This is a genomic window from Streptomyces sp. NPDC002669 (assembly GCF_042889165.1).
Taxonomy (GTDB): Bacteria; Actinomycetota; Actinomycetes; order Streptomycetales; family Streptomycetaceae; genus Streptomyces.
This window is the reverse complement of sequence record NZ_JBIAQQ010000028.1, coordinates 86,725-109,541: the sequence shown is the minus strand read 5'-3', so window position 1 is coordinate 109,541 and position 22,817 is coordinate 86,725. Positions and strand designations below refer to the sequence as shown.

At 72.3% G+C, this 22,817-nt stretch carries 20 protein-coding genes and 1 tRNA gene; 11 read left to right on the top strand and 10 right to left on the bottom strand.

Going from position 1 to position 22,817, the window contains the following annotated elements; genetic code table 11:
- Window positions 1-165 precede the first annotated feature (165 nt).
- Window positions 166-1,515: a tetratricopeptide repeat protein gene (locus ACFYW1_RS31740; RefSeq protein WP_389000951.1), complete on the bottom strand. Its 1,350-nt coding sequence runs from the start codon at window positions 1,513-1,515 to the stop codon at window positions 166-168.
- Between the two features lie 254 nt (window positions 1,516-1,769).
- Here ACFYW1_RS31740 and ACFYW1_RS31735 point away from each other — a divergent pair, with 254 nt between their 5' ends.
- The 5 genes from ACFYW1_RS31735 (at window position 1,770) to ACFYW1_RS31715 (ending at window position 7,535) form a co-directional block, all read left to right on the top strand.
- The gene (locus ACFYW1_RS31735; protein WP_389000948.1) at window positions 1,770-2,213 is read left to right on the top strand and encodes a hypothetical protein; all 444 of its coding nucleotides are present in this window, start codon (window positions 1,770-1,772) and stop codon (window positions 2,211-2,213) included.
- 201 nt (window positions 2,214-2,414) lie between these two features.
- Window positions 2,415-3,350, top strand: coding sequence for a spermidine synthase (locus ACFYW1_RS31730; protein WP_389000945.1), 936 nt, complete (start codon window positions 2,415-2,417; stop codon window positions 3,348-3,350).
- A 118-nt stretch (window positions 3,351-3,468) separates the two neighbouring features.
- On the top strand, window positions 3,469-4,182 hold the full coding sequence (locus ACFYW1_RS31725) for a response regulator transcription factor (protein WP_148838134.1): 714 nt from the start codon (window positions 3,469-3,471) through the stop codon (window positions 4,180-4,182).
- Window positions 4,179-5,633 (top strand): ATP-binding protein, encoded by a 1,455-nt coding sequence (locus tag ACFYW1_RS31720; RefSeq protein ID WP_389000941.1) that lies wholly within the window; start codon window positions 4,179-4,181, stop codon window positions 5,631-5,633. Before ACFYW1_RS31725 ends, ACFYW1_RS31720 begins: the two co-directional genes overlap by 4 nt.
- A 570-nt stretch (window positions 5,634-6,203) precedes the next feature.
- Window positions 6,204-7,535 (top strand): ABC transporter substrate-binding protein, encoded by a 1,332-nt coding sequence (locus tag ACFYW1_RS31715; protein WP_389000938.1) that lies wholly within the window; start codon window positions 6,204-6,206, stop codon window positions 7,533-7,535.
- A gap of 297 nt (window positions 7,536-7,832) precedes the next feature.
- Here ACFYW1_RS31715 and ACFYW1_RS31710 read toward each other — a convergent pair whose 3' ends face one another.
- Window positions 7,833-7,877: a hypothetical protein gene (locus ACFYW1_RS31710; protein ID WP_363329866.1), complete on the bottom strand. Its 45-nt coding sequence runs from the start codon at window positions 7,875-7,877 to the stop codon at window positions 7,833-7,835.
- Here ACFYW1_RS31710 and ACFYW1_RS31705 point away from each other — a divergent pair.
- From ACFYW1_RS31705 to ACFYW1_RS31690, 4 genes are all read left to right on the top strand, one after another.
- A complete protein-coding gene (locus ACFYW1_RS31705) occupies window positions 7,867-8,643 on the top strand; it encodes a carbohydrate ABC transporter permease (RefSeq protein ID WP_389000935.1) in 777 nt (258 codons plus the stop codon). The genes ACFYW1_RS31710 and ACFYW1_RS31705 overlap by 11 nt on opposite strands.
- A 20-nt stretch (window positions 8,644-8,663) precedes the next feature.
- On the top strand, window positions 8,664-9,593 hold the full coding sequence (locus ACFYW1_RS31700) for a carbohydrate ABC transporter permease (protein WP_389000960.1): 930 nt from the start codon (window positions 8,664-8,666) through the stop codon (window positions 9,591-9,593).
- A gap of 128 nt (window positions 9,594-9,721) precedes the next feature.
- Window positions 9,722-11,185 carry a GH1 family beta-glucosidase gene (locus tag ACFYW1_RS31695; protein WP_389000932.1) on the top strand — a complete coding sequence of 488 codons (1,464 nt, stop codon included), beginning with the start codon at window positions 9,722-9,724 and terminating at the stop codon, window positions 11,183-11,185.
- 142 nt (window positions 11,186-11,327) lie between these two features.
- Window positions 11,328-12,359: a LacI family DNA-binding transcriptional regulator gene (locus tag ACFYW1_RS31690; RefSeq protein ID WP_389000929.1), complete on the top strand. Its 1,032-nt coding sequence runs from the start codon at window positions 11,328-11,330 to the stop codon at window positions 12,357-12,359.
- 111 nt (window positions 12,360-12,470) lie between these two features.
- Here the strand turns inward: ACFYW1_RS31690 and ACFYW1_RS31685 are convergent.
- The 3 genes from ACFYW1_RS31685 to ACFYW1_RS31675 all read right to left on the bottom strand — a co-directional run bounded on the left by ACFYW1_RS31685 (window position 12,471) and on the right by ACFYW1_RS31675 (window position 14,517).
- Window positions 12,471-12,543, bottom strand: a tRNA-His gene (locus ACFYW1_RS31685).
- Window positions 12,544-12,669: 126 nt separating this feature from the next.
- The gene (orn, locus tag ACFYW1_RS31680) at window positions 12,670-13,272 is read right to left on the bottom strand and encodes an oligoribonuclease (RefSeq protein ID WP_148835548.1); all 603 of its coding nucleotides are present in this window, start codon (window positions 13,270-13,272) and stop codon (window positions 12,670-12,672) included.
- Window positions 13,273-13,281: 9 nt separating this feature from the next.
- Window positions 13,282-14,517 carry a helix-turn-helix domain-containing protein gene (locus tag ACFYW1_RS31675; RefSeq protein ID WP_389000925.1) on the bottom strand — a complete coding sequence of 412 codons (1,236 nt, stop codon included), beginning with the start codon at window positions 14,515-14,517 and terminating at the stop codon, window positions 13,282-13,284.
- A gap of 963 nt (window positions 14,518-15,480) precedes the next feature.
- On the opposite strand from ACFYW1_RS31675, the gene ACFYW1_RS31670 reads away from it, so the two are divergent.
- Window positions 15,481-16,002, top strand: a complete 522-nt coding sequence (locus ACFYW1_RS31670) for a universal stress protein (protein WP_148835546.1) — start codon at window positions 15,481-15,483, stop codon at window positions 16,000-16,002.
- A gap of 536 nt (window positions 16,003-16,538) precedes the next feature.
- On the opposite strand, the gene glmS is transcribed toward ACFYW1_RS31670, so the two are convergent.
- The 3 genes from glmS to ACFYW1_RS31655 all read right to left on the bottom strand — a co-directional run bounded on the left by glmS (window position 16,539) and on the right by ACFYW1_RS31655 (window position 19,820).
- Window positions 16,539-18,368, bottom strand: a complete 1,830-nt coding sequence (gene glmS, locus ACFYW1_RS31665) for a glutamine--fructose-6-phosphate transaminase (isomerizing) (RefSeq protein ID WP_389000922.1) — start codon at window positions 18,366-18,368, stop codon at window positions 16,539-16,541.
- A gap of 91 nt (window positions 18,369-18,459) precedes the next feature.
- Window positions 18,460-18,735 carry a hypothetical protein gene (locus ACFYW1_RS31660; RefSeq protein ID WP_072489218.1) on the bottom strand — a complete coding sequence of 92 codons (276 nt, stop codon included), beginning with the start codon at window positions 18,733-18,735 and terminating at the stop codon, window positions 18,460-18,462.
- Between the two features lie 176 nt (window positions 18,736-18,911).
- Window positions 18,912-19,820 (bottom strand): DUF4429 domain-containing protein, encoded by a 909-nt coding sequence (locus ACFYW1_RS31655; RefSeq protein ID WP_389000918.1) that lies wholly within the window; start codon window positions 19,818-19,820, stop codon window positions 18,912-18,914.
- Window positions 19,821-19,965: 145 nt separating this feature from the next.
- On the opposite strand from ACFYW1_RS31655, the gene ACFYW1_RS31650 reads away from it, so the two are divergent.
- Entirely contained in the window at window positions 19,966-21,597 is a 1,632-nt protein-coding gene (locus ACFYW1_RS31650) for a beta-N-acetylhexosaminidase (RefSeq protein ID WP_389000915.1), read from the top strand.
- A 61-nt stretch (window positions 21,598-21,658) separates the two neighbouring features.
- Here the strand turns inward: ACFYW1_RS31650 and ACFYW1_RS31645 are convergent, their stop codons facing one another.
- Window positions 21,659-22,018: a hypothetical protein gene (locus tag ACFYW1_RS31645; protein WP_389000912.1), complete on the bottom strand. Its 360-nt coding sequence runs from the start codon at window positions 22,016-22,018 to the stop codon at window positions 21,659-21,661.
- Between the two features lie 208 nt (window positions 22,019-22,226).
- Complete coding sequence (locus ACFYW1_RS31640) at window positions 22,227-22,682, bottom strand: MarR family winged helix-turn-helix transcriptional regulator (RefSeq protein ID WP_389000909.1); 456 nt, start codon at window positions 22,680-22,682, stop codon at window positions 22,227-22,229.
- Window positions 22,683-22,817: the final 135 nt, after the last annotated feature.

Sequence of the window (22,817 nt, the reverse complement as noted above, 5' to 3'; positions counted from 1 at the left end):
GACCCCACTCCTCGCTGCGTTGTCGGAACGTCCGAATACATCCAGTATGCGGACGCCCCTCCGCCTTGCGATGCACCGCATCTGACGCCGCGCGCTGATCCACCAGGGATTACGGGACAGCCCTTAGCTCCGGTCGCGGGACGGGCCCCTACGCGCCGGGCCCCGTCACTCCCGCGTGCCGCTCACTTCGTCGTGCCGTTCCAGGAACTCCCGTACCTCCCGGGTGCCCCGCTGCGGCCTCAGTGCCGTCACCGACCCGGCCAGCATCGCCCGGATGCGGGTCGACCGGACGCGGTCCAGCAGGTCGAGCACCCGGTGTCCCTCCGCCGCGGCCTGCGCGGCCTCGCCCGCGCGGGCCAGGTCCCAGGTCAGCTCGGCCCGGTACAGCGCCAGGTTCCGGGTGAAGTGCGGGTCCTGGAGCCGCACCGCACGCCGCGCATGGCGGGCCGCCCGCGACCACTCGCCCAGCACCGACCAGCACTGCGCCTCCAGGAACTCCAGCTCCGCCTCCCGGAAGAAGCTCATCCACTCCGGGTCGGCGTCGGACCGGCCGTGCCCGAACGCGGCGTGCGCCCGGCCGATCGCCCGCTCGCAGCCGACGCGGTCCCCGAGCCCCGCCCGGCCCCCGGCCTCCCGTAGCGCGAGCAGCGCCAGCAGCCGGGGCGAGCCCAGGGGCTGCGCCGCCCGCTGCCCGGCCTCCGCCGCGCGGACCGACTCCCGGGGCCGCCCGGTGTCCCGGGCCAGGAACGAGGCGTTGCAGAACGCGTGCGCCTCCAGCGCCGCGTCGCCCGCGACCCGGGCCGTGGCCAGCGCCTCCGCGTAGTGCGAGCGGGCGTCCTCGAAGCGGCCCGAGTCGTGGGCCAGCCAGCCCACCGAGATGGCCAGTTCGCCCGCTCCGGCGTGCAGCCGGCCGGCCGTGGAGCGCTTGGCGGCGGCACCGGAGTCGAGCAGCGCGTACGCGATCCGCAGCGGTCGCGAGGCCTTGCGGTACAGGCCGTCGCCGCCGTGCCGGTCGTCGAGCAGCCGGATCTGCCGTACCGCCTTCTCGACGGCGCTCACCTCGGCCTCGCCCACCCGGCGCGGGGCGGGGCGGGCGGCAGCGGCGGCGGGGGTGCCGCCGAGGCCGAGGGTCGCGGTCGCCATCGTGGCGGTGCCGCTCGTCATGAACACGCGACGCAGCACGTCGCTCTCCTCGTCGGTGTCGCGGTGGGGCGCGGTGGGCGGTGGGGTGCCGACGGTGGCCCGCGCCCCCCTGCCGCGTACGGTCTCACGCGACGAGAAGCCCAGGTCCGCCAGGGTCGTGCCGGGGAACATGTGCAGGAAGACCCGCTCGTACGCGTAGTTGGGGCAGCGGATCTCCCCGGACTCCACGCGTCCGATGTACCGGGCGTCGCACGCGACCTGTTCGCCGATCTCCCGGGCGGCCCTGCGTACCGCGGCGGCGAACTCCCCGGCGGAGCGCTGTCCGCGCAACCGCCGGAAGGCGAGGTTGGGAACTGCCCCTGTCGACACCATGGACCGGAACCTCTCTTCTGCAGCCGGGGTTCCCGCTTCCGGTGTCCCGGCGGATGTCCCGGCGGAGCAAGAACGTACCTGCTGTGACAAGTCCCACATGGAGCGTTTGCCTTCAAACCGGGCATCTTGCCCGTGATTTGCCATGAACTGCCACCCTTTGCGGCGGCGTGGCACCGTAGCCCTTGACGCAGTCGGCGCGTTGGTCCATGCGGAGACGGAACCCGGCTCCGCCCGGCGATGAGAGGAGAGGTCCCTTGTTGCATCTCGGCACGGAGACCGACGCACGGACGACTGCGACGAGCCCGGCCGCGACGGGTGCCCCGGCACCCGCGTCCACGGAGGACCACGGGGCCGCCCCCTGCGACCTGGTGACCGTCCCGGCCCGTCAGGGACTGGAGGCCGTGGACATCCTGCGCCGGGACACCGCGCGGGACATCGGCCCGGTCCTGCACGACGGCGCCTGCGACACCCTCGGCTTCCTCGTGCCGCCGGGCACCGCCGAGGCGTGGGACGTACCCGGCAGCGCCTGTACGCGGACCGCCGGCCGCGGGCTGCGCATCCCCGCCGAGCCGCCGGCCCCCGGGAGCGGCTGGCTGCTGCCGCCGGAGGAGGACGCCCCGGTCACCGACCCCGCCGTGCTGCGGGCCGCCCTCGACCAGGCCGCCCGGCTCATCGAGGCGGCCGACAACTGCCGCTGACCGCACGGGGCCCGGGCCGCGGGTCCGGGGCGGAGCCGCCGGTTCCGGGCCGCGCCCCGGCCGCACCGGGGGCCGGGCAGCCCCCTCCGCCGGACCCGCTCCGGCCCGGGCCGCGCCCATAATGGCCGGTGGGCGGGTTCCCCCGCCCGGCCGGTCGCGTACCGGCCCGGAGCGAAGAGCAGTGAGCGGGCGCGAGCAGCAGTGGCACGTCGAGGAGCGTCGAGCGGGGGTGCGGGCGGTCGCGGGCGCCCGGACCGCAGGGCCGACGGCAGGACCGAACGCGGCGCGGGACGCGCCGGGCGCCGGGCGGAGCCCCTCGCCGAACCGGTGGACGGCGGCCTCGCCGAGCTGGTGCCCGACCGGGAGCGCCCGCACGCCTGGACACTGACGCTGGACGGCGCCCCGCAGTCCCACGTGGACCTCGACGACCCCACCTTCCTGTCCTTCGAGTACCAGCGCCGCATCGGGCACATGGCCGACCTCGTCGCCCCCGCCGGGCAACCGCTGCACGTGGTGCACCTGGGCGGCGGTGCCTTCACCCTGGCCCGCTACATCGCCGCGACCCGGCCCCGCTCCACCCAGCAGATCGTCGAGGTGGACGCCGCGCTCGTCGGCTTCGTCCGCCGGGAACTGCCGCTGGACCCGCAGGCCAGGATCAGGGTCCGGACCACCGACGCCCGCGCCGGGCTCGGGAAGGTCCGGGACGGCTGGGCGGACCTCGTCATCGCCGACGTCTTCAGCGGGGCCCGCACCCCCGCCCACCTCACCAGCACCGAGTTCCTCACCGAGGTCCGGCGGGTGCTGAAGCCCGGCGGGAGCTACGTGGCCAACCTGGCGGACGGGCCGCCGCTGGCCCATCTGCGCGGCCAGGTCGCCACCGCGGCCGCGGTCTTCCCCGAGCTGGCGCTCGCCGCCGACCCCACCGTGTGGCGCGGCCGGCGCTTCGGCAACGCGGTGCTGCTCGCGTCGGACCTGCCGCCGAAGGTCGCCGAACTGACCCGCCGGGTCGCGACCGACCCGCACCCCGGCCGCGTCGAACACGGCCGGGCGCTCGCCGACTTCACCGGCGGCGCGGCGGCGGTGCACGACGCGACCGCGGCCCCGTCCCCGGCCCCGCCCCCCTCGGCCTTCCGGTAGGAAACGGCTCCGCACCGCATCCGGCGCATCCGGCACATCCTGCCCCATCGGAGCCGCCGCCCGCTCGGGTACCCCGCGGACAGGACCCGCCCCCTCCGGATGGCGTACGGTGCCGCCCATGGCAAGTGTGCTCGTGGTCGAGGACGACCAGTTCGTACGTTCCGCCCTCATCCGGCACCTGACCGAGGCCGCCCATACGGTGCGGAGCGTCGGGACCGCGCTCGAAGCCCTGCGCGAGGTCGCCCACCTCCGCTTCGACGTGGTCATCCTCGATCTCGGCCTGCCCGATCTCGACGGCGCCGAGGCGCTCAAGATGCTCCGGGGCATCACCGACGTACCGGTGATCATCGCCACCGCGCGGGACGACGAGAGCGAGATCGTCCGGCTGCTCAACGACGGCGCGGACGACTACCTGACCAAACCGTTCTCGGTGGAGCACCTGTCCGCGCGGATGGCCGCCGTGCTGCGCCGCTCGCGCGCCGCCGGGGGAGAGGCGCCGCCGCCGAGCGTCATCCGGGTCGGCGGGCTCGCCATCGATCCGCTGCGCCGCCAGGCCGAACTGGACGGGGCCGCGCTCGACCTGACCCGCCGGGAGTTCGACCTGCTGGCCTTCCTCGCCGGGCGGCCCGGCGTCGTCGTCCCGCGCAAGGAACTCCTGGCCGAGGTCTGGCAGCAGTCCTACGGCGACGACCAGACCATCGACGTCCATCTGTCCTGGCTGCGCCGGAAGCTGGGCGAGACGGCCGCCCGGCCGCGCTACCTGCACACCCTGCGCGGTGTCGGGGTGAAGCTCCAGCCGCCCGCCCCCGGTGCCCCGGAGCGGCCCGCATGAGATGGGCGCTGGTCAAGGTCTGTCTGGCCGTCACCGCGATGGTCGTGGTGGCCTTCGCCGTACCGCTCGGCATCGTGGTCGCGGAGATGGCCCGGGACCGTTCCTTCTCCGACGCCGAACGGCAGGCCGCCGCCATCGGCCCCACGCTCTCCATCACCACCGACCGCACCGAACTCGAAACGGCCGTGCTCGCCACCGAACCGGGCGTCGCGGGCCGGATGGCCGTGCACGTCCCCGCCACCGGCGAACCGGACGGCGAACCGCTGGAGATCGGCACCCGGCGCGCCGCCCCGGAGGACCTGGAGACCGTGCGCAACTCGGGGCGCGCCTCGATCAGCGAGGTCAGGGGCGGCTTCACGCTGCTCCAGCCCACCGCGCTGGGCCCCGACGAGATCGCCGTCGTCGAGGTGTTCGTGCCGCAGGACGAGGTGTCCAAGGGGGTCGGCACCGCCTGGGTGGTGCTGGCGGGCGTCGCCGTCGCGCTGATCGTGGGCTCCGTCGCGGTCGCCGACCGGCTCGGCGTCCGGATGGTGGAGCCCGCCCGCCGGCTCGCGGGCGCCGCCCACGACCTGGGAGAGGGCCGGCTGGGCACCCGGGTCGTGGAGGAGGGCCCGACGGAACTGCGCTCGGCCGCCGCCGCGTTCAACTCCATGGCCGACCAGGTCATCCAGCTCCTCGCCAACGAACGGGAACTGGCCGCCGACCTGTCGCACCGGCTGCGCACCCCGCTCACCGTGCTCCGGCTCAACGCCGCCTCGCTGGGGGAGAGCACGGCCGCCGAGCAGACCCGGGCCGCGGTCCGGCAGCTGGAGCACGAGGTGGACATCATCATCAGGACGGCCCGCGAACAGCGCCCGCAGACCCAGGGGTCGAACGGCGGGCCGGGAGCGGGCTGCGACCTCTCCGAGGTGATCCGGGAACGGATGTCCTTCTGGTCGGCGCTCGCCGAGGACGAGGGCCGCGAGGTGAGCCTGGCGGGGGTGGACCGGACGGTCCGCATCCCGGTCGCCAGGCCCGAACTGGTCGCCGTGCTGGACGCGTTGCTGGGCAACGTGTTCCGGCACACCCCGGAGGGGGCCGCCTTCGCCGTGGACGTGCACCACAGCGACGACGCGGTGATCGTGCTGGTCTCGGACGCGGGGGGCGGGATCGCCGACCCGGCGGCGGCCCTCGCCCGGGGCGGCGTCGGCCGGGGCGGGGTGGGGGGCGCCGGGGGCGCGGTGGGCTCGACCGGGCTCGGCCTCGACATCGTCCGCCGGGCCGCGGAGTCCACCGGCGGCGACGTGCGGATCGGACGCTCGGTGCTCGGCGGTACGGAGGTGAGCGTCCGGATCGGCCTCGACGGACACCGGCGGGACCGCGGCCGGCGCGCACACCGGGTGGGCCGGAGCCGGGGCCGGCGCGGGAAGACGGCACTCCGGCTCCACCGGGGAAGGACCCCGGGCCTCTGACCGGCCTTCCGGGTTCGGGGAAAGAACGCGGGCATCGCCGCAGCCGCCCCGGCCGAGCGGTACCCCGTTCATCTTCCGGCGGGCGCCCGGGGGTGAACCGGGGATGACGGCGCCCGCACCCGTCGGCGGGCGGAAACCCGGCCCGGCCCGGACGGCACGGGCCGGGCCGGCCCCGTACATCCCCTCGGTACGCCGCTGACCTGCTGCTTTCCTTCGCGGAGCGGGCTCGGTGCCGAACTCGGCCCCGGCCCCGGCGAGTTATGGCAAGACCTCGGCGGGACACGGTCCCGTGACTTGCAGGACACGCTCGGGCAACGGAAGCGTCTTCAAGTCTTGACACCCGCACCCTTCAGGCAGGAACCTTCCGGCATCGACGCATGGGAGCGCTCCCACATCGGGTGGGTCCTCCACCCGAACGGCACTGCCCGTGCCCTCCCCCCTCCGAACCTCCGGCACCCGCGCCCCACCGGCGCGTGTGCCACGCAGTCAGAACGCCGGTCCCGCACCGGAATGTCCCACCCGGAACCCCGGAACCCCGGGACGTCCCACCCCGGAACAAGGAGCAGTGGAATGCGCATCACCCGCACCGTCGCCGGCAGGGGCCGCAGAACCGCGGTCCTGGCCACCACGGGCCTGACGGTCTCGGCCCTGTTGCTGACCGGTTGCAGCGGAGACTCGGACGCGTCGGGCAGCACGGGCCCCGACGCGGACGGGAACGTCACGCTGACCATCGCCGACTTCGGACAGTTCGGCTACAAGGAGGCCGGGCTCTTCGAGAAGTACCACGAGCTGCACCCGAACATCACGATCAAGGAGGACGTCACCGCCGACGAGAAGGTCTACTACCCCAAGCTGCTCCAGCAGTTGAACTCGGGCAGCGGACTCTCCGACATCCAGGGTATCGAGGTCGGCCGGATCAAGGAGATCGTCGACACCAAGGCGGACTCCTTCGCCGACCTGAGCAAGGTGATCGACGTCGGTGAGTGGGTGCCCTGGAAGGCGAAGCAGGCCACCACCACCGATGGCGCGGTGATCGGCGCGGGCACCGACATCGGCCCGATGTCCCTCTGCTACAACACCGACCTGTTCGAGAAGGCCGGTCTGCCCACCGACCGCGAGGAGGTCGCGAAGCGGGTCGCGGGCGGCTGGGAGGACTACATCCGGCTCGGTGAGGAGTACAAGAAGAAGGCCCCGGCGGGCACGTACTTCATGGACTCGGCCAGCGCGATGTTCAACGCCGTCGTGAGCTCGAACGCCCAGCAGTACTACGACGGGAGCGGCAAGCCGATCTACAAGGAGAGCCCCAGCGTCCAGCAGGGCTGGAACCTGGCGGCCGAGGTCGCGGCCAAGAAGCTCTCCCAGGGGCTGGCCCAGTTCGACACCAACACCTGGGTCCCCGCACTGCGCAAGGGCACCGTCGCCACCGTGGTCTGCCCCGCGTGGATGGCCGGACAGATCTCGGTCAACGCCGGTGAGGGCAACAAGGGCAAGTGGAACATCACCACCGCGCCCGGTGCCACCGCCGCCAACTGGGGCGGCTCCTTCCTCGCCGTGCCCAAGTCGGGCAAGAACGTCGAGGAGGCCGGCAAGCTCGTGAAGTGGCTGACCGCCCCCGAGCAGCAGGCCGCCGTCTTCAAGGCGATCGGCGTCTTCCCCTCCAACAAGGGCGCCTACGAACTGCCCGACGTGAAGAACGCGAAGCTCCCGTACTTCAACGACGCGCCGATCGGGCAGCTCTACGCGGAGGAGGCCAAGTCCATCCCCGAGGCGGTGCTCGGCCCGAAGGACGCCGTCATCAAGGACACCATCTCCACCCAGATCACCAACATGGAGCAGCGGGGCACCGCCCCCGACAAGGCGTGGAAGGCCGCGACCGAGGCGATCGACAAGGCGATCGGCTGACCCCCGCCGGTGCGGGCGCCCTCCTCCGGGACGCCCGCACCGGCCCCCCGTGACCCCTCCCGCACACTTCCTCGCGCCGGCACGTACCCCCAGGGAAGGACTCCCGCCCGTGGCCACCTCGACTCCCACCCGGGACGCATACGCCCCGCCACCCGGCGGTTCCCCGCACGCGTCGGCCCGATCCCGCGGGCAGACCTGGCGGAGCCGGCTGTGGAGGTTCGACGACAAGGCGTCGCCGTACGCCTACATAGCCCCGTTCTTCCTCGTGTTCGGCGCCTTCGGGCTCTACCCGCTGCTCTACACCGGCTGGATCGCCCTGCACCGGGTGGAGATGACCGGCATGGACCGGATGGAGTGGGTCGGCTGGGAGAACTTCGACCGGATCCTGCACGACTCCGAGTTCTGGACGGCCGTCGGCAACACCTTCCTGATCGGGGTCATGTCGACCGTCCCGCAACTGCTGGTCGCGCTCGGCCTGGCCCATCTGCTCAACTACCGGCTGCGGGCCAGCACCTTCTGGCGGACGATCGTCCTCACCCCGTACGCCACCTCGGTGGCCTCCGCGGCCCTCGTCTTCGCCCTGGTCTTCCGGGCCGACGGCGGCCTGCTGAACTGGGTGCTGGACTTCGTCGGACTCGGCGACACCAACTGGGCCAACGGCCACTGGACGTCGAAGATCGCTATCTCCGTCATCGTGATCTGGCGCTGGACGGGCTACAACACCCTGATCTACCTGGCCGCGATGCAGGCCGTGCCGACCGATCTGTACGAGGCCGCGTCGCTGGACGGCGCCTCGCGCTGGCAGCAGTTCCGCAAGGTGACGATCCCCGCGCTGCGGCCGACGATCCTCTTCACGATCGTCGTCTCGACCATCGGCTCCATGCAGCTGTTCGGCGAGCCCCTGCTGCTGGAGGGCGGCACCCTCGGCGCGATCGGCGGCAACGAGCACCAGTACGAGACGCTCAGCGTCTACCTCTACAACTACGGCTGGAACCTGGGCCACCTCGGCCCGGCCGCCGCGGTGGCCTGGGCGATGCTCGCCCTGCTGCTGATCATCGCCGCGGTCAACTGGCTCGTCGGCCGCTTCGTACGCACACCCGCGGCCTGACCGGGAGCGATTCCATGACCATGACCCGTACCAGCACCACTGCCGGCACCGCAGGGGCCCCGGACCCCGGGGCGCCGTCCGCCCGCCGACGGGACGCCCGGCGCCCCCGCCGCTTCAGGCCCGGCGCGGGACAGCAGCTGAAGGGCGGCCCGTTCGCCTACCTCGCCCTGACCGTCGTCGGCATCGGCTCGCTGCTGCCGCTCTACTGGACGCTGGTGGCCGCGTCCCGCACCCAGGACGAAGTGCTCGCCACCACACCGCCGTTCCTGCCCGGCGGACAACTGCTGCACAACCTCGAAGCGGCCTGGACCCAGGCGAACCTCGGCAGGGCGATCCTCAACAGCGCCGTCGTCGCCGGCTGCATCACGGTGGCGACGCTCTTCTTCTGCACCCTGGCCGGCTACGCCTTCGCCAAGATGCGCTTCCGGGGCCGCGGTGCGCTGATGACCGGCGTCATCGCCACGCTCACGATCCCGCCGCAGCTCAGCGTCGTCCCGCTGTTCATGATGATGTCCGACATCGGCTGGGGCGGAAAGCTGGAGTCGGTGATCTTCCCGACGCTGGTGAGCGCGTTCGGGGTGTTCTTCATGCGCCAGTACCTGAGCGAGGCGCTGCCCTACGAACTCGTCGAGGCCGCCAAGGTCGACGGCGCGAACAACTTCCGCATCGTGCGCAGCGTGGTCCTTCCGGTGGCCCGCCCCGCGATGACGGTGCTGGGGATGCTCACCTTCGTACAGGCGTGGAACGACTTCTTCTGGCCCTACCTCGCCCTCAACCAGCAGAACCCCACGCTCCAGGTGGCCCTGGGCCGGCTGAGCGCCTCGTACACCCCCGACCAGAGCATCGTGATGGCGGGCGCGCTGATCAGCACCCTGCCGCTGCTCGTGGTGTTCGTGATCTTCGGCAAGCAGATCGTCGGGGGGATCATGTCCGGCGCGGTCAAGGGCTGACGACGCGTCACCCACCCTCTTTCGGGTGCCCGTACGGCCCCCCGCCCCGCGACGGCCGGGGTGTCGTACGGCCGCCCGCCACACCACTTCGAGTCCCCGTCCCCCTTCACTCATGGGAGCGCTCCCGCATGACTGCTGTACGACCCGACATCGCCCCGAAGCGGACGCCCGAGACGGCGGACTTCCCGACCGGTTTCGTCTGGGGGGCGGCCACCGCCGCCTACCAGGTCGAGGGTGCCGCGGCCGAGGACGGCCGCACCCCGTCCGTCTGGGACACCTTCAGCCGCACACCGGGCAAGGTCCGCAACGGCGACACCGGAGACATCGCCGCCGACCACTACCACCGCTACCGCGACGACGTGGCGCTGATGAAGCGGCTCGGGCTGCGGGCCTACCGCTTCTCCGTCTCCTGGTCCCGGGTGCAGCCCACCGGCCGCGGCCCCGCCGTCGAACGGGGCCTGGACTTCTACCGCGGGCTCGTCGACGAACTCCTCGAAGCCGGGATCGAACCCGTCGCCACCCTCTACCACTGGGATCTGCCGCAGGAGCTGGAGGACGCGGGCGGCTGGCCCCAGCGGGCGACCGCCGAGCGCTTCGCCGACTACGCCGACATCGTGGCCGGCGCCCTCGGCGACCGCGTCGGCACCTGGACCACCCTCAACGAACCGTGGTGCTCGGCCTTCCTCGGCTACGGCTCCGGCGTGCACGCCCCCGGCCGCACCGAACCCGCCGGCGCACTGCGCGCCGCCCACCATCTCAACCTCGCCCACGGCCGGGCGACCGAGGTCCTGCGCAACCGACTCCCCGCTGCCGCGCGGACCTCGGTCACCCTCAACCTCCACCAGGTCCGCCCGCTGACCGGCGGCGAGGCCGACGCGGACGCCGCCCGCCGCATCGACGCCGTGGGCAACCGGATCTTCACCGGTCCGATGCTGCGCGGCGAGTACCCGGCGGACCTGATCGCCGACACCGCACACCTGGTGGACTGGTCGGAGCTGGTCCGGGACGGCGACCTGGCCACGATCTCCGCCCCGATCGACGTCCTGGGCGTGAACTACTACACGCCGACGCTGGTCTCCGCGCCCGCGGACGGCGTCGGGGACACGCGCGACGACGGCCACGGCAACAGCGACCACTCCCCGTGGCCCGGCTCCGAGCACGTCGCCTTCCACCTCGCCGAGGGCCGCGGGCGCACCGCGATGAACTGGGCGATCGACCCCGACGGACTGTACGACCTGCTCATGGACGTCTCCCGCGACCACCCCGACCTGCCCCTGATGGTCACCGAGAACGGCGCGGCCTTCGACGACTACGTCTCGCCCGAGGGCCGGGTGGAGGACCCCGAGCGGATCGACTACCTGCACGGCCACCTGGACGCCGTGCGACGGGCGGTGGCCGACGGCGCGGACGTCCGGGGCTACTTCCTCTGGTCACTGATGGACAACTTCGAGTGGGCGTACGGGTACTCCAAGCGCTTCGGTGCCGTCTACGTCGACTACGCCACCCAGCGCCGCATCCCCAAGGCGAGCGCCCTCTGGTACGCCGACGTCATCCGCCGCCACGCCCTGCCCCCGGCCCCCGGCCGCGACTGACCCCGCACGCCCCGTCCGACCCCGTCCGAGACCCGGCCGCCGCGCCGGGTCTCCGTCGTTCCCCGCCCGGCCCGGGGCCCCGGGGTCAGGACTTGGTTTGGCCATCCCGCTGTGAGAAATTGACCGCGAACGGGAGGCAGCCATGGCGGCAGCGCGAGTACGGAGCGGTGGGCGGCCCACGCTCGAAGAAGTCGCGGCGCGGGCGGGGGTGGGGCGCGGCACGGCCTCGCGGGTCATCAACGGTTCGCCGAAGGTCAGCGCCCAGACCCGGGAAGCGGTGGAGGCGGCCGTCGCCGAACTGGGCTACGTGCCCAACCGGGCGGCCCGCGCGCTGGCCGGCAACCGCACGGACGCCATCGCCCTGGTCGTGCCCGAGCCCGAGACCCGCTTCTTCGCCGAGCCGTACTTCTCCGACATCGTCCGCGGGGTCGGCGCGGCGCTCGCCGACACCGACATGCAGCTGCTGCTCACCCTCGTCGGCAGCGACCGCGAGCGCCGCCGGCTCGCCCAGTACCTGACCGCACACCGCGTCGACGGCGTGCTGCTGGTCTCCGTCCACGCCGACGACCCGCTGCCGGACCTGCTGGAACAGCTCGGCATGCCGGCCGTGACGAGCGGCCGCAGGTCCGCCTCCGACCCGTTCGCCTCCGTCGACTCCGACAACTTCGGCGGCGCCCGCGCCGCGGTCGACCACCTCTTCTCCCGGGGCCGCCGCACCATCGCCACGATCACCGGGCGCCTGGACGTCTACGGCGCGCAGCGCCGCCTCGACGGCTACCGCGAGGCGATCGCCGGGACCGGCCTCGAACCGGACGAGCAGCTGATCGCCCCCGGCGACTTCACCGAGGAGGGCGGCGCCCGCGCCATGCGCGAGCTGCTGGCCCGCCGCCCCGACATCGACGCGGTCTTCGCCGCCTCCGACGTCACCGCCGCGGGCGCCCGCCAGGTCCTGCGCGAGGCCGGCCGCCGCATCCCCGACGACGTGGCCCTCATCGGCTTCGACGACTCGGCCGTGGCCCGCCACATGGACCCGCCTCTCACCAGCGTGCGCCAGCCCATCGAGGAGATGGGCCGCACGATGGCCCGCGTCCTGCTCCAGGAAATCGCCCGCGAGACCCAGGAAAGCCCGCAGATCGTGCTCCCCACGGAACTGGTCGTCCGCGACTCCTCGTGACGGCCGTCACACCGCCGCCCGGTGAGGGCGGCTCAGGTGCCGGGCGGCCCGGAAACGGGTGGCCCGGACACGAGAAGGGCCCCGGTCAACGACCGGGGCCCTTCCCATCAGGGTGAGTAACGGGACTCGAACCCGCGACATCCTGGACCACAACCAGGTGCTCTACCATCTGAGCTATACCCACCATGCCCGGTCTTTTTCTGACCGGCCGAGAAAAAGTGTACAGGGTCCGAGAGGGTGCTCGCGCCCCAGTTGTTCAGCCGCCGGTCCGAACCCCCGAAAGGGCTATGACCAGCGGCTTCACGAGGGCCTACGGGGCGGGCGGTGCGACGTGGGCCGCGATGGTCCTGGCGCGCTCCGAGTCCGGGCCGGGCTGCGGCACGAAGACCGCCTCGCGGTAGTACCGCAGCTCCGTGATGGAGTCGCGGATGTCCGCGAGCGCCCGGTGGTTGCCGTTCTTGGCCGGGCTGTTGAAGTACGCCCTCGGGTACCAGCGGCGCGCCAGCTCCTTGATGGAGGAGACGTCGACGATCCGGTAGTGGAGGTAGCTCTCCAGGGCGGACATGTCCCGCGCCAGGAAACCGCGGTCGGTGGAGACCGAGTTTCCGCAGAGCGGGGCCTTGCCGGGTTCCTTCACGTGCTCGCGGACGTAGTTCAGCACCTGGGCCTCGGCGTCGGCCAGGGTGGTGCCACCGGCCAGCTCGTCGAGGAGGCCCGAGGCGGTGTGCATCTGCCGCACCACCTCGGGCATGGTCTCCAGGGCCGCGTCCGGCGGGCGGATCACGATGTCCACCCCTTCGCCGAGCACGTTCAGCTCCGAGTCGGTGACCAGCGCGGCCACCTCGATGAGTGCGTCTTCCGCCAGCGAGAGCCCGGTCATCTCGCAGTCGATCCACACCATGCGGTCGTTCATGGCCCCACCCTACGGGGCGCTCCGTTGCCCCGGCAGGGTCGGGCGTCCGGCCGCGTACGCGTCGAGACCCGGTTTCCCGTGCTCCGGCTGTCCCACGCCCGCCGTCGGTGCGACGGCGGAGTGGGGACCCGGCGGGCCGGCCGGAGCCGCGGAGCGCCGGACCGGCGAGCCGCTCTGCGCGGGAACGACCGGTTCGGACGCCGCGACGACGGGTTCCGCGCCACCGCCCTGCGGGCGACGGGCCCGGTAGGCGGCCCGGTACGCGGCGGGGGAGGAGCCCAGCTGACGCCGGAAGTGTCCGCGCAGCGCGACCGGCGAGCGGAAGCCGCAGCGGCCCGCCACCTCGTCGACCGAGTACTCGGACGTCTCCAGCAGCCGCTGCGCCTGCAGCACCCGCTGGGTGATGAGCCACTGGAGCGGTGCGCTGCCGGTGAGCGAACGGAACCTCCGGTCGAAGGTCCGCCTGCTCATGTAGGCGCGCGCGGCCAGCGTCTCCACGTCGAACTGCTCGTGGAGGTGCTCCAGTGCCCAGGCCACGACCTCGGCAAGCGGGTCGGAGCCGATCTCCTCAGGTAAAGACCTGTCGAGGTAGCGCTCCTGACCGCCACTGCGCCGCGGCGGCACGACGAGCCGGCGGGCCAGTGCCCCGGCGGCCTCCGTGCCGTGATCCGTGCGGACTATGTGCAGGCAGAGATCGATCCCGGCCGCCGTCCCGGCGGAGGTGAGCACGTCGCCGTCGTCGACGAAGAGCTCACGCGGGTCGACGTGCACCGACGGGTAGCGTTTGGCCAGCGTCGGTGCGTACATCCAGTGCGTGGTCGCCGGGCGGCCGTCCAGCAGGCCGGCGGCGGCGAGCACGAACGCGCCGGTGCACAGACCGACGATACGGGCGCCCTCCTCGTGGGCGCGGCGCAGCGCCTCCAGTGCCTCGGCGGGCGGCGGCGAGGTGATCGAGCGCCAGGCGGGCACCACGACGGTGCCGGCCCTGCTGATCGCCTCCAGCCCGTAGGGCGCGGTGAGTTCGAGTCCCCCGGTGGTCCGCAGCGGTCCCTCTTCCCCGCCGCAGACGAGGAGTCGGTAGCGCGGAACACCCGCGTCCTGGCGGTCGATTCCGAACACGGAGAGCGGGATGGAACTCTCGAAGATGGGGCCGCCGCTGAACAGCAGCACGGCGACGACTTCCCGTCGTCGACGGCCACTGAGCTTCCGTACAGCCTCCGTTGCGGCGGCGGAGTCCTGGCTCATGACGCTAAGCCCCCCTCGGTGTTCGCGTCTTCCTGGTCCTTACGGGCCTGTCGCTCCTGCACTTTTCCCCTCGGTCCTGCACGAGTCCCCAGTCTTCGGTACCCAAGATCGAATCTACTGCGTCCCGTGGTGCCGTCGTGACAAGTTCACCAACCGGCGTTATGTCGACATGGCAACTTGGCGGGAAGCATTCGATCACGAAGCGTTTCATTCGTCGGCCGCGCAGGGAAGTGCGCCTCGCGCTCATGGCCCGTCCCCGTTGGGTGGAAGCGTACCGCGCGGTCTCTTCCTGCCTGGTGACAAGGGGGTTGATCGGCCAATTCGGCAAGGAATCGGAACGGCTGTGAAGTTGGCTGAAAATAGACGGTTGTGCATACGTGATTCGGTCATTGGACCGGCGCACAACTCGGATGAGGGGGTGCTTCTTTGCGCCCCCTCGGCAGGTCGGACGGTTGATCGTACGGAACGGCGCGGCGGCGGCCGGACGCGATGGGTTCCCGCCCGGCGGGCCGATGTCGTTTCCCGACCGGGCGGTCCGTCGCCGACGGGGCGGACGGGGCGCGATGCGGGCGACGAGGCAGGGGTGAACACGCATTCGGCCGTCGGTGGCCGATGTCGGTCCGGAGGGTCCGCCCGGCGCCCCGGCCGGCCCCGCCCGGGGCGCGAGGGCCCCTCCGCCGCTGAGGAGGGTGACGGATACGGCTCCGTCCGGTCACCGAGGGGAGCCGTCCGGGCCCCTCGTCGTCGGTGTACGGCACAACCGGCATTGCGATCCGGGGCCGCCTCGGGCATGCTCCGTGAAACGTCGCGCGCGCTTTGCGCGGGTCTGGGCAGTGGAGGAGTGGAGCCGTACCCTTGGGGGTAAGGGGTTGGGAAGATGATTCCCGGACACCGCAACGCCGCCCGCTGACGCACCTTCCCCAAGTCGCTCTCCTCACGAGGACTCTCTTCGCCGAGACACCGATGGCCGGTCACGAAATCCCCGAACCCGCGGACCGCAAGCAGGTAGCCGACCCCATGTCGGACCCGCAGACGGTCGAAGAAACACGTCATTCCTGCGACCCCGCGTTCCGTCACGGGGTCGTGGTCGGCTTCGACGGCTCCACCTCCAGCGAGCGCGCCCTCGCGTACGCCATCGGGATGGCCAGGAGATCGGGCTCCGGACTGATCATCGTCCACGTCGCCAACCGGCTGCCGACCACGGTCTGGGCGGGCTGCGAACCGCCCGTCTTCGTGGACGTGCCGGACCACCGCACCGAGGTGCTCGGCCTGGAGCTGGCCTGCGCCGACTACCTCTCCGAGGTGCCCTGGGTACTCGTCGAGCGGGGCGGCGACATCTGCCACGAACTGGAGGAGGTCGGCCGGGAGTACTCGGCCGACGCCATCGTCGTCGGCTCCACGCACGGCGTCGTCGGCCGCATCTTCGGCTCGGTCGCCGGCCGCCTCGCCCGCCGCGCGCAGCGCCCGGTCGTCGTCATCCCCTGAGCGTCCCGCGCCGCCGGACCGCGGTCGTTTCCCGGGGGCAGGGTGCCGGGTGCCGCTCGGACGCGACTGTTCCCCGACCGCTCCCCGAGCAGTTTTCCGTTCGGACGTGATCGTTCCCCGACCGCTCCGCCGTCCGGCCGAGAGCGCCGTCCGGGCATCTTCCGCCCGGTCGTGAGCGTTTCTTGAGCGCTTCGCCGTCCTTCGCCTTCCTTCCCGCGAGCCGGTGTGCCGCGTCCGATGCGGAGGTGGCGTCAAATCGTCTGCGGAAACCGACAGTTGGTCGGGGTACGGAGGCGGATCGCGGCCTCGCGGCGGGTGGGCGAGGGGCGCCGGGGAGCGGGGCGCGGCATGCCGCGGAGGGGCCGCCGGGGACGGTGGCACCGATACGGGTGGTTCCGACCCGTTGCCTTCGGCCATCTCTTTCCGGGAAGCACGGCCGGGAGACGCCTTCCCTCCGGCGGCGCGCCCCGCGGCGCCCCGCGACACCGTGGTGCGGCGGGGCGCCTGATCCGGAACGGTCCGGAACGATCCGGGCCCTACTCGACGGTGACGGACTTCGCCAGGTTGCGCGGCTTGTCGATGTCACGGCCCATGGCCAGCGCCGTGTGGTACGCGAAGAGCTGGAGCGGGATGCCCATCAGGATCGGGTCCAGCTCGTTCTCGTTCTTCGGCACGACGATGGTGTGGTCGGCCTTCTCCTGCACCTGGTGGGCCACGGCGAGGATGCGGCCGCTGCGGGCCTTGATCTCCTCCATCGCGGCGCGGTTCTTCTCCAGCAGGTCGTCGTCCGGCACGATCGCGACCGTCGGCATCGCGGGCTCGATCAGCGCCAGCGGCCCGTGCTTCAGCTCGGACGCCGGGTACGCCTCGGCGTGGATGTACGAGACCTCCTTGAGCTTCAGCGATGCCTCGCGGGCGACGGGGTAGCCGCGCACCCGGCCGATGAACATCATCGACTTGGCGTCCGCGTACTCGGCCGCCAGCCGCTTGATCTCGTCCTCGTTCGCGAGGATCTCGCTGATCTGGGCGGGGAGCCTGCGCAGCCCCTCGATGATCCGCTTGCCGTCGGCGACCGACAGGTCCCGGATCCGGCCCAGGTGCAGGGCGAGCAGCGCGAACGCGACGACCGTGTTGGTGAAGCACTTGGTGGAGACGACGCAGACCTCGGGGCCGGCGTGGACGTACGTACCGCCGTCGGCCTCCCGGGCGATGGCGGAACCGACCACGTTGACCACGCCGAGCACCCGCGCGCCCTTGCGCTTGAGCTCCTGGACGGCGGCCAGCACGTCGTACGTCTCACCGGACTGGGAGACCGCGACGTACAGCGTGTCCGGGTCGACGACCGGGTTGCGGTAGCGGAACTCGGAGGCGGGCTCGGCGTCCGCGGGGATGCGGGCCAGCTCCTCGATCAGCTGCGCGCCGATCTGGCCCGCGTGGTACGAGGTGCCGCAGCCCAGGATCTTGATCCGGCGGACCCCGCGCGCCTCGCGGGCGTCCAGGTTGAGGCCGCCCAGGTGCACGGTGGCGAAGCGGTCGTCGATCCGGCCGCGCAGCACCCGGTCCACGGCGTCGGCCTGCTCGGAGATCTCCTTGTGCATGTACGTGTCGTGGCCGCCCATGTCGTACGACTCGGCCTCCCACTCCACGGTGGTCGGCGTGGCCGTCGTGGACGAGCCCTCCGTGGTGTACGTACGGAAGTCGTCGGCCTTGAGGGTGGCCATCTCGCCGTCGTCCAGGGTGACGACCTGGCGGGTGTGGGCGACCAGCGCGGCGACGTCCGAGGCGACGAACATCTCCTTCTCGCCGATGCCGAGGACGACCGGGGAGCCGTTGCGGGCGACCACGATGCGGTCGTTGAAGTCGGCGTGCATGACGGCGATGCCGTACGTGCCCTCGACCGAACGCAGCGCCTCGCGGACCTTCTCCTCCAGGGTGTCCGCCTGGGCGCGGGCGATCAGGTGGACCAGCACCTCGGTGTCGGTCTCGGAGAGGAAGACGACGCCGTCGGCGACGAGCTTGGCACGGAGCTCGGAGGCGTTGTCGATGATGCCGTTGTGGACGACGGCGACCTTGTTGTCGGCGTCCATGTGCGGGTGCGCGTTCTCGTCGCTCGGGGCGCCGTGGGTGGCCCAACGGGTGTGGGCGATGCCGGTGGTGCCGGTGAAACGCTTGGGGACGCGGGCCTCCAGCTCGCGGACCCGGCCCTTCGCCTTGACCATCTTCAGGGCGGCGGGCTTCCCGGCCGACGCCTTGCCGGTGATGACGAGTCCCGCGGAGTCGTAACCCCGGTACTCCAGTCGCTGCAGCCCTTCCAGCAGCAGCGGGGCCACGTCACGCTTCCCGATGTATCCGACGATTCCGCACATGGATTCTCTGCCCCTCCATCGATGTACCTGTAGTGCTCGCCGCCCGGTCGGGTCGGCTCGTCCGGCCGCGGACCGCTCGGCCGCGGTTGCTTCAGCCGTAGACGATGCGGCGCAGCTGGCGGAGCGAGAGCTCCGGAGGCGCGACCGCGCGGTGCGGCAGCTCGGCCGCGATCCGCTCGAAGATCTCCGCGTTGACCAGGCCGCCGGACTGCAGTTCGCGGTGGCGGCGGCGGACGAAGTCGTCGGTCGTCTCGTCGAAGTACGCCAGCACGTCGAGGATCACCCGGGCGGCTTCGCCGCGCTGGAGCGCGGTGCTGCGGACCAGGTGGTCAATGAGGTCGTCATGCGACGGGCGGCGTTCGAGCACTCGTTGATATTGCGGTGGACGGGGCACTTCCGCAACAATTCTGCCCGATATCGGGCAGGAGTGGGTGTGATTGTGCTCTCGGGCGGTCGGGGAACCGGCACGGGAGCAGGGGCGGAGCCGGTGCGGGACGGGTGCGGGTGCGCCTGCCGGGGGCGCACCCGCGATGCCCCGGGCGGTTACAGGCGCTTGAGCACGGCCTGCTTGGCGGCGGCGAACTCGTCGTCGGTGAGCACCCCGGACCGGTGCAGTTCGCCGAGCTCGCGCAGCCGGCGCAACAGCGCGTCGTGATCGTCGCCGGTCGGCGCGGCCGGTGCGGGCGCGGCCGGGGCCTCGATCTCCGCGGGGGCGGCACCTGCGGGGGCGGCGCCCGCCGTCTTCCCCGTCGCGTCGGGCAGCCGCACCAGGACCGCCGCCGCGACCAGGGCCGCCGTGTACTCCTTCTTGGACAGCCCCCACAGGTCCAGCGCGTACGGGTCGTGCTCGGCCGCCCGGACCGCCGCCGGGGCGCCTTTCAGCACGAAGCGCAGGTGTCCGTTCTCCAGGCCGATGGAGGGCACCCAGTGCACGGCGGCCACGTCCGACAGCGGGAACGAGACCGGGCCGCCCGAGAGCTTGGAGTCGTTGGCCTTCCAGTTCCAGGTGAGGCGGATCGTCTCCCCGTCGAACGAGGCGGTGCCGTCCCCGCCGCCACCGGCGACCGGCACCGCGGGCCCCGGCAGCAGGAAGCCGTCCACCGGGCCGGCGGGCACCTGCTCGATCAGCAGGGCGTTGCGCACCTCGTCGACGAAGTACTCCGCCACCCCGCTGCGGTCCTTCTCCACGGTGAGCTGGTAGGGGTCCGCCGTGTCCTTGAGCCGGCCGTCGGCCGCGCGCAGGACCGGGCACGCGCCGTCGCGCAGCCGCAGTCGCAGCCGGCCGCCCTTGCGGTCCGGTTCGAAGGAGATGCCCGCCAGCGCCCGCAACGGGACGGCGCGTTCCCCCAGCTCCTGCCGGAGCGGGTGGATCCCCTTGCCCCGGCCCGGCGCGATCCACACCGTCTCGCCGTCGAAGGTCCAGGTTCCGTCGCGCTGGGTTATTTCCGCCATGCAGCAGATTCTGCCAGCCGCCCCATGAGGGACCGGCCCACACCTTGACCATACGTGAGGCAGGCGATACGCATGGTGATGGCTCGGTTGCTCAGGTGCTCCATGGACGACCCACAGATGTGAACCCGTCGAAAGGGACCGGCTCGTGAGACTGCACAGGACACGACGCGTCGCGCTTCCCCGCCTGCTCGGCTCGCTGCTGCTCGTCACCGCGGCCGGCATCTCCGGCATCGGCGCGGCCCCGGAGAGACCGGCGGCGGACGACGGCCCGGCCGCCGCCCTGCCCCGTCCGCTCGGGCAGATCGTGCCCGCGCCCGTGCGGGCGGAGCCCGGCGGCTCCCCGTACACCATCACCCCGGCCACCAGGATCCGTGTCGGCGGCGACTCGGGGGAGGTCCGGCGGATCGGCGACTACCTGGCGGGCGTGCTGCGCCCGTCCACCGGCTACGCGCTGCCGGTCACCGGCGACGGCGGGGACGGCATCCGGCTCCGCCTGGACGAGGGCGCCCCCGAACTGGGCGCCGAGGGCTACCGGTTGAAGTCCGGCGGCGACTCCGTCACCATCACCGCGCGCCGCCCCGCGGGACTCTTCCACGGCGTCCAGACGCTCCGTCAGCTGCTCCCGGCCGACGTGGAGCGCAAGGACCCGCGGAAGGGGCCGTGGAAGGTCGCGGGCGGCACGGTCACGGACGCGCCGCGCTACGCGTACCGGAGCGCGATGCTCGACGTGTCCCGGCACTTCTTCTCCGTCGCCGAGGTCAAGCGCTACATCGACCAGCTCGCCCTCTACAAGATGAACAAGCTCCACCTGCACCTCTCCGACGACCAGGGCTGGCGCATCGCCATCGACTCCTGGCCGCGGCTCGCCACGTACGGCGGGCAGACGGAGGTCGGCGGCGGACCCGGCGGCCACTACACGAAGAGCGACTACCGGGAGATCGTCCGGTACGCGGCCTCCCGTTACCTGGAGGTCGTGCCGGAGATCGACCTGCCCGGCCACACCAACGCGGCGCTCGCCTCGTACGCGGAGCTGAACTGCGACGGCGTCGCGCCGCCGCTGTACACCGGCACCCAGGTCGGTTTCAGCTCGCTCTGCGTCCCGAAGGCCGTCACGTACGACTTCGTGGACGACGTGATCCGCGAAGTGGCCGAGCTGACGCCCGGCCCGTACTTCCACATCGGCGGGGACGAGGCGCACTCCACCAGTCACGAGGACTACGTGGCCTTCATGGACCGGGCGCAGGCCGTCGTCGGCAAGTACGGCAAGACCGTGATCGGCTGGCACCAGCTCACCGGCGCCACCCCGGTGAAGGGCGCGATCGCCCAGTACTGGGGCTACGACCGCACGGGCGCGGCCGAACGCGAGCAGGTGGCCCGCGCCGCCGCGAACGGCACGAAGCTGGTGCTGTCCCCGGCGGACCGCAGCTACCTCGACATGAAGTACGACAAGGACACCAGGCTGGGCCTGTCCTGGGCGGGTTACGTCTCCGTCGAGCGCTCGTACGACTGGAACCCGGCGGCGTACCTGGACGGCGTGCCGCAGGAGGCGGTGCTCGGGGTCGAGGCGCCGCTCTGGTCGGAGACCCTGACCGACAGCGGCGAGATCGAGCAGATGGCGTTCCCCCGCCTGCCCGGCGTCGCGGAACTCGGCTGGTCGCCCGCCGCCACGCACGACTGGGAGGCGTACAAGGTGCGCCTGGGCGCCCAGGGCCCGAGGCTCTCGGCGCTCGGCGTCGACTACTACCGGGCGCCGGAGGTCCCCTGGGCGACGGAGTGAGGTGAGAGGGGGGCGGCCCGGTCCGGGCCGGACCGCCCCTGCACCCCGCTCATTCGCACGTTCACCAGACCAGGACCCCGCCGCCCACCGCCCGCGCCCGCAGGGCGGCACGCTCGATGTTGCCGAGCCGCGCGACCACGTAGTCCTCCCCGTAGCCGCTGTGCGCGCCCAGGGCCGCCGTGTTCCCGCGGAGCAGCTCGCACTCGGCCAGGAAGTCCTCGACCTCCTCCGGCTCCACGTACATGTCGTCGTCGGCGAGCCGGGGAAGGAACCGGGCCCCGAGCGCACGGGTGCGCTCCGACCCCCAGAGCTTGGTCCGGCTGCTCTCGAAGCCGGCCATGTCGCCTCCGTCGTCGGGGTCGTCGAGCAGTTGCCAGTTCCCCTTCCCGTCGTACACGAAGGTGTGCACCAGCAGTGTCATGCGCCGAACTCCTTCCGGCGGCAGTCGGTCAACTCCAGTCCCGGCAGGCGCAGTTCCAGGCGCGGCGTGCGGAGGCGGAGCCCGTGCAGGGGCCAGTGGCGGGGACTCATGCGTGGACTGTGCGGCATGCCGTGCCGGGGCGTCGAGCGGATTTCCCGGTCGGTCGCGCCGCGGTTCACTCCTCGACGCGCCGATCCGCGCGGGAGGGTCAGGGGCGCGGCCAGGGGCGGCCGCCCAGGCGCTCGATGTCGGTGTTGAAGCGGCGCAGGTAGGCGGCGAAGCCGGAGATGTCCTCGTCCGACCAGTTGGCCATGACCCGTTCCAGGGAGTCGGTGATGCCCTCGCGTTCCGCGTCGAGTGTGCGGGCGCCCTCGTCGGTGATCCGGAACTTGCGGGCCATGCCGCCCGCGGGGTCCGGGATGCGTTCCACGAGTCCGGCGCGCATGGCCGCCGCGGTCTGCCGGTTGAGGGTGGACGCGTCGAGCCCGAAGGCGTCGCTGAGCTCGCCGATCGACATCGGCCCCTGGACGCGGATGCGGCTGAGCAGGATGTAGGCGCTGTGGTCCAGCAGGCCGCCCTTGCGCCGCCCGCCCTTGTTGCGCAGCAGGCTGTGGCGGCTGAGGAGCATCTGCTCGTACTCGACCTCGTGGGTGGGCCTGGTCATGCTCCTGCCGTCTCCCGTTGTCCTCCGGGCACCCGGCGTGTTCCGGGCGCCGGTCATCATTCTCCCACAGGACTATGTAGCGTACATATAACGTGCATGATGCATTGAGTGTGTACGATGCATGGTCTTCTTCCG

Coding starts and splice junctions, on each gene's coding strand:
- ACFYW1_RS31740 (WP_389000951.1), bottom strand. CDS start 1,515: ATGGTGTCGACAGGGGCAGTTCCCAACCTCGCCTTCCGGCGGTTGCGC.
- ACFYW1_RS31725 (WP_148838134.1), top strand. CDS start 3,469: ATGGCAAGTGTGCTCGTGGTCGAGGACGACCAGTTCGTACGTTCCGCC.
- ACFYW1_RS31720 (WP_389000941.1), top strand. CDS start 4,179: ATGAGATGGGCGCTGGTCAAGGTCTGTCTGGCCGTCACCGCGATGGTC.
- ACFYW1_RS31715 (WP_389000938.1), top strand. CDS start 6,204: ATGCGCATCACCCGCACCGTCGCCGGCAGGGGCCGCAGAACCGCGGTC.
- ACFYW1_RS31705 (WP_389000935.1), top strand. CDS start 7,867: ATGACCGGCATGGACCGGATGGAGTGGGTCGGCTGGGAGAACTTCGAC.
- ACFYW1_RS31700 (WP_389000960.1), top strand. CDS start 8,664: ATGACCCGTACCAGCACCACTGCCGGCACCGCAGGGGCCCCGGACCCC.
- ACFYW1_RS31695 (WP_389000932.1), top strand. CDS start 9,722: ATGACTGCTGTACGACCCGACATCGCCCCGAAGCGGACGCCCGAGACG.
- ACFYW1_RS31690 (WP_389000929.1), top strand. CDS start 11,328: ATGGCGGCAGCGCGAGTACGGAGCGGTGGGCGGCCCACGCTCGAAGAA.
- orn (WP_148835548.1), bottom strand. CDS start 13,272: ATGAACGACCGCATGGTGTGGATCGACTGCGAGATGACCGGGCTCTCG.
- ACFYW1_RS31675 (WP_389000925.1), bottom strand. CDS start 14,517: ATGAGCCAGGACTCCGCCGCCGCAACGGAGGCTGTACGGAAGCTCAGT.
- ACFYW1_RS31670 (WP_148835546.1), top strand. CDS start 15,481: ATGGCCGGTCACGAAATCCCCGAACCCGCGGACCGCAAGCAGGTAGCC.
- glmS (WP_389000922.1), bottom strand. CDS start 18,368: ATGTGCGGAATCGTCGGATACATCGGGAAGCGTGACGTGGCCCCGCTG.
- ACFYW1_RS31655 (WP_389000918.1), bottom strand. CDS start 19,820: ATGGCGGAAATAACCCAGCGCGACGGAACCTGGACCTTCGACGGCGAG.
- ACFYW1_RS31645 (WP_389000912.1), bottom strand. CDS start 22,018: ATGACACTGCTGGTGCACACCTTCGTGTACGACGGGAAGGGGAACTGG.
- ACFYW1_RS31640 (WP_389000909.1), bottom strand. CDS start 22,682: ATGACCAGGCCCACCCACGAGGTCGAGTACGAGCAGATGCTCCTCAGC.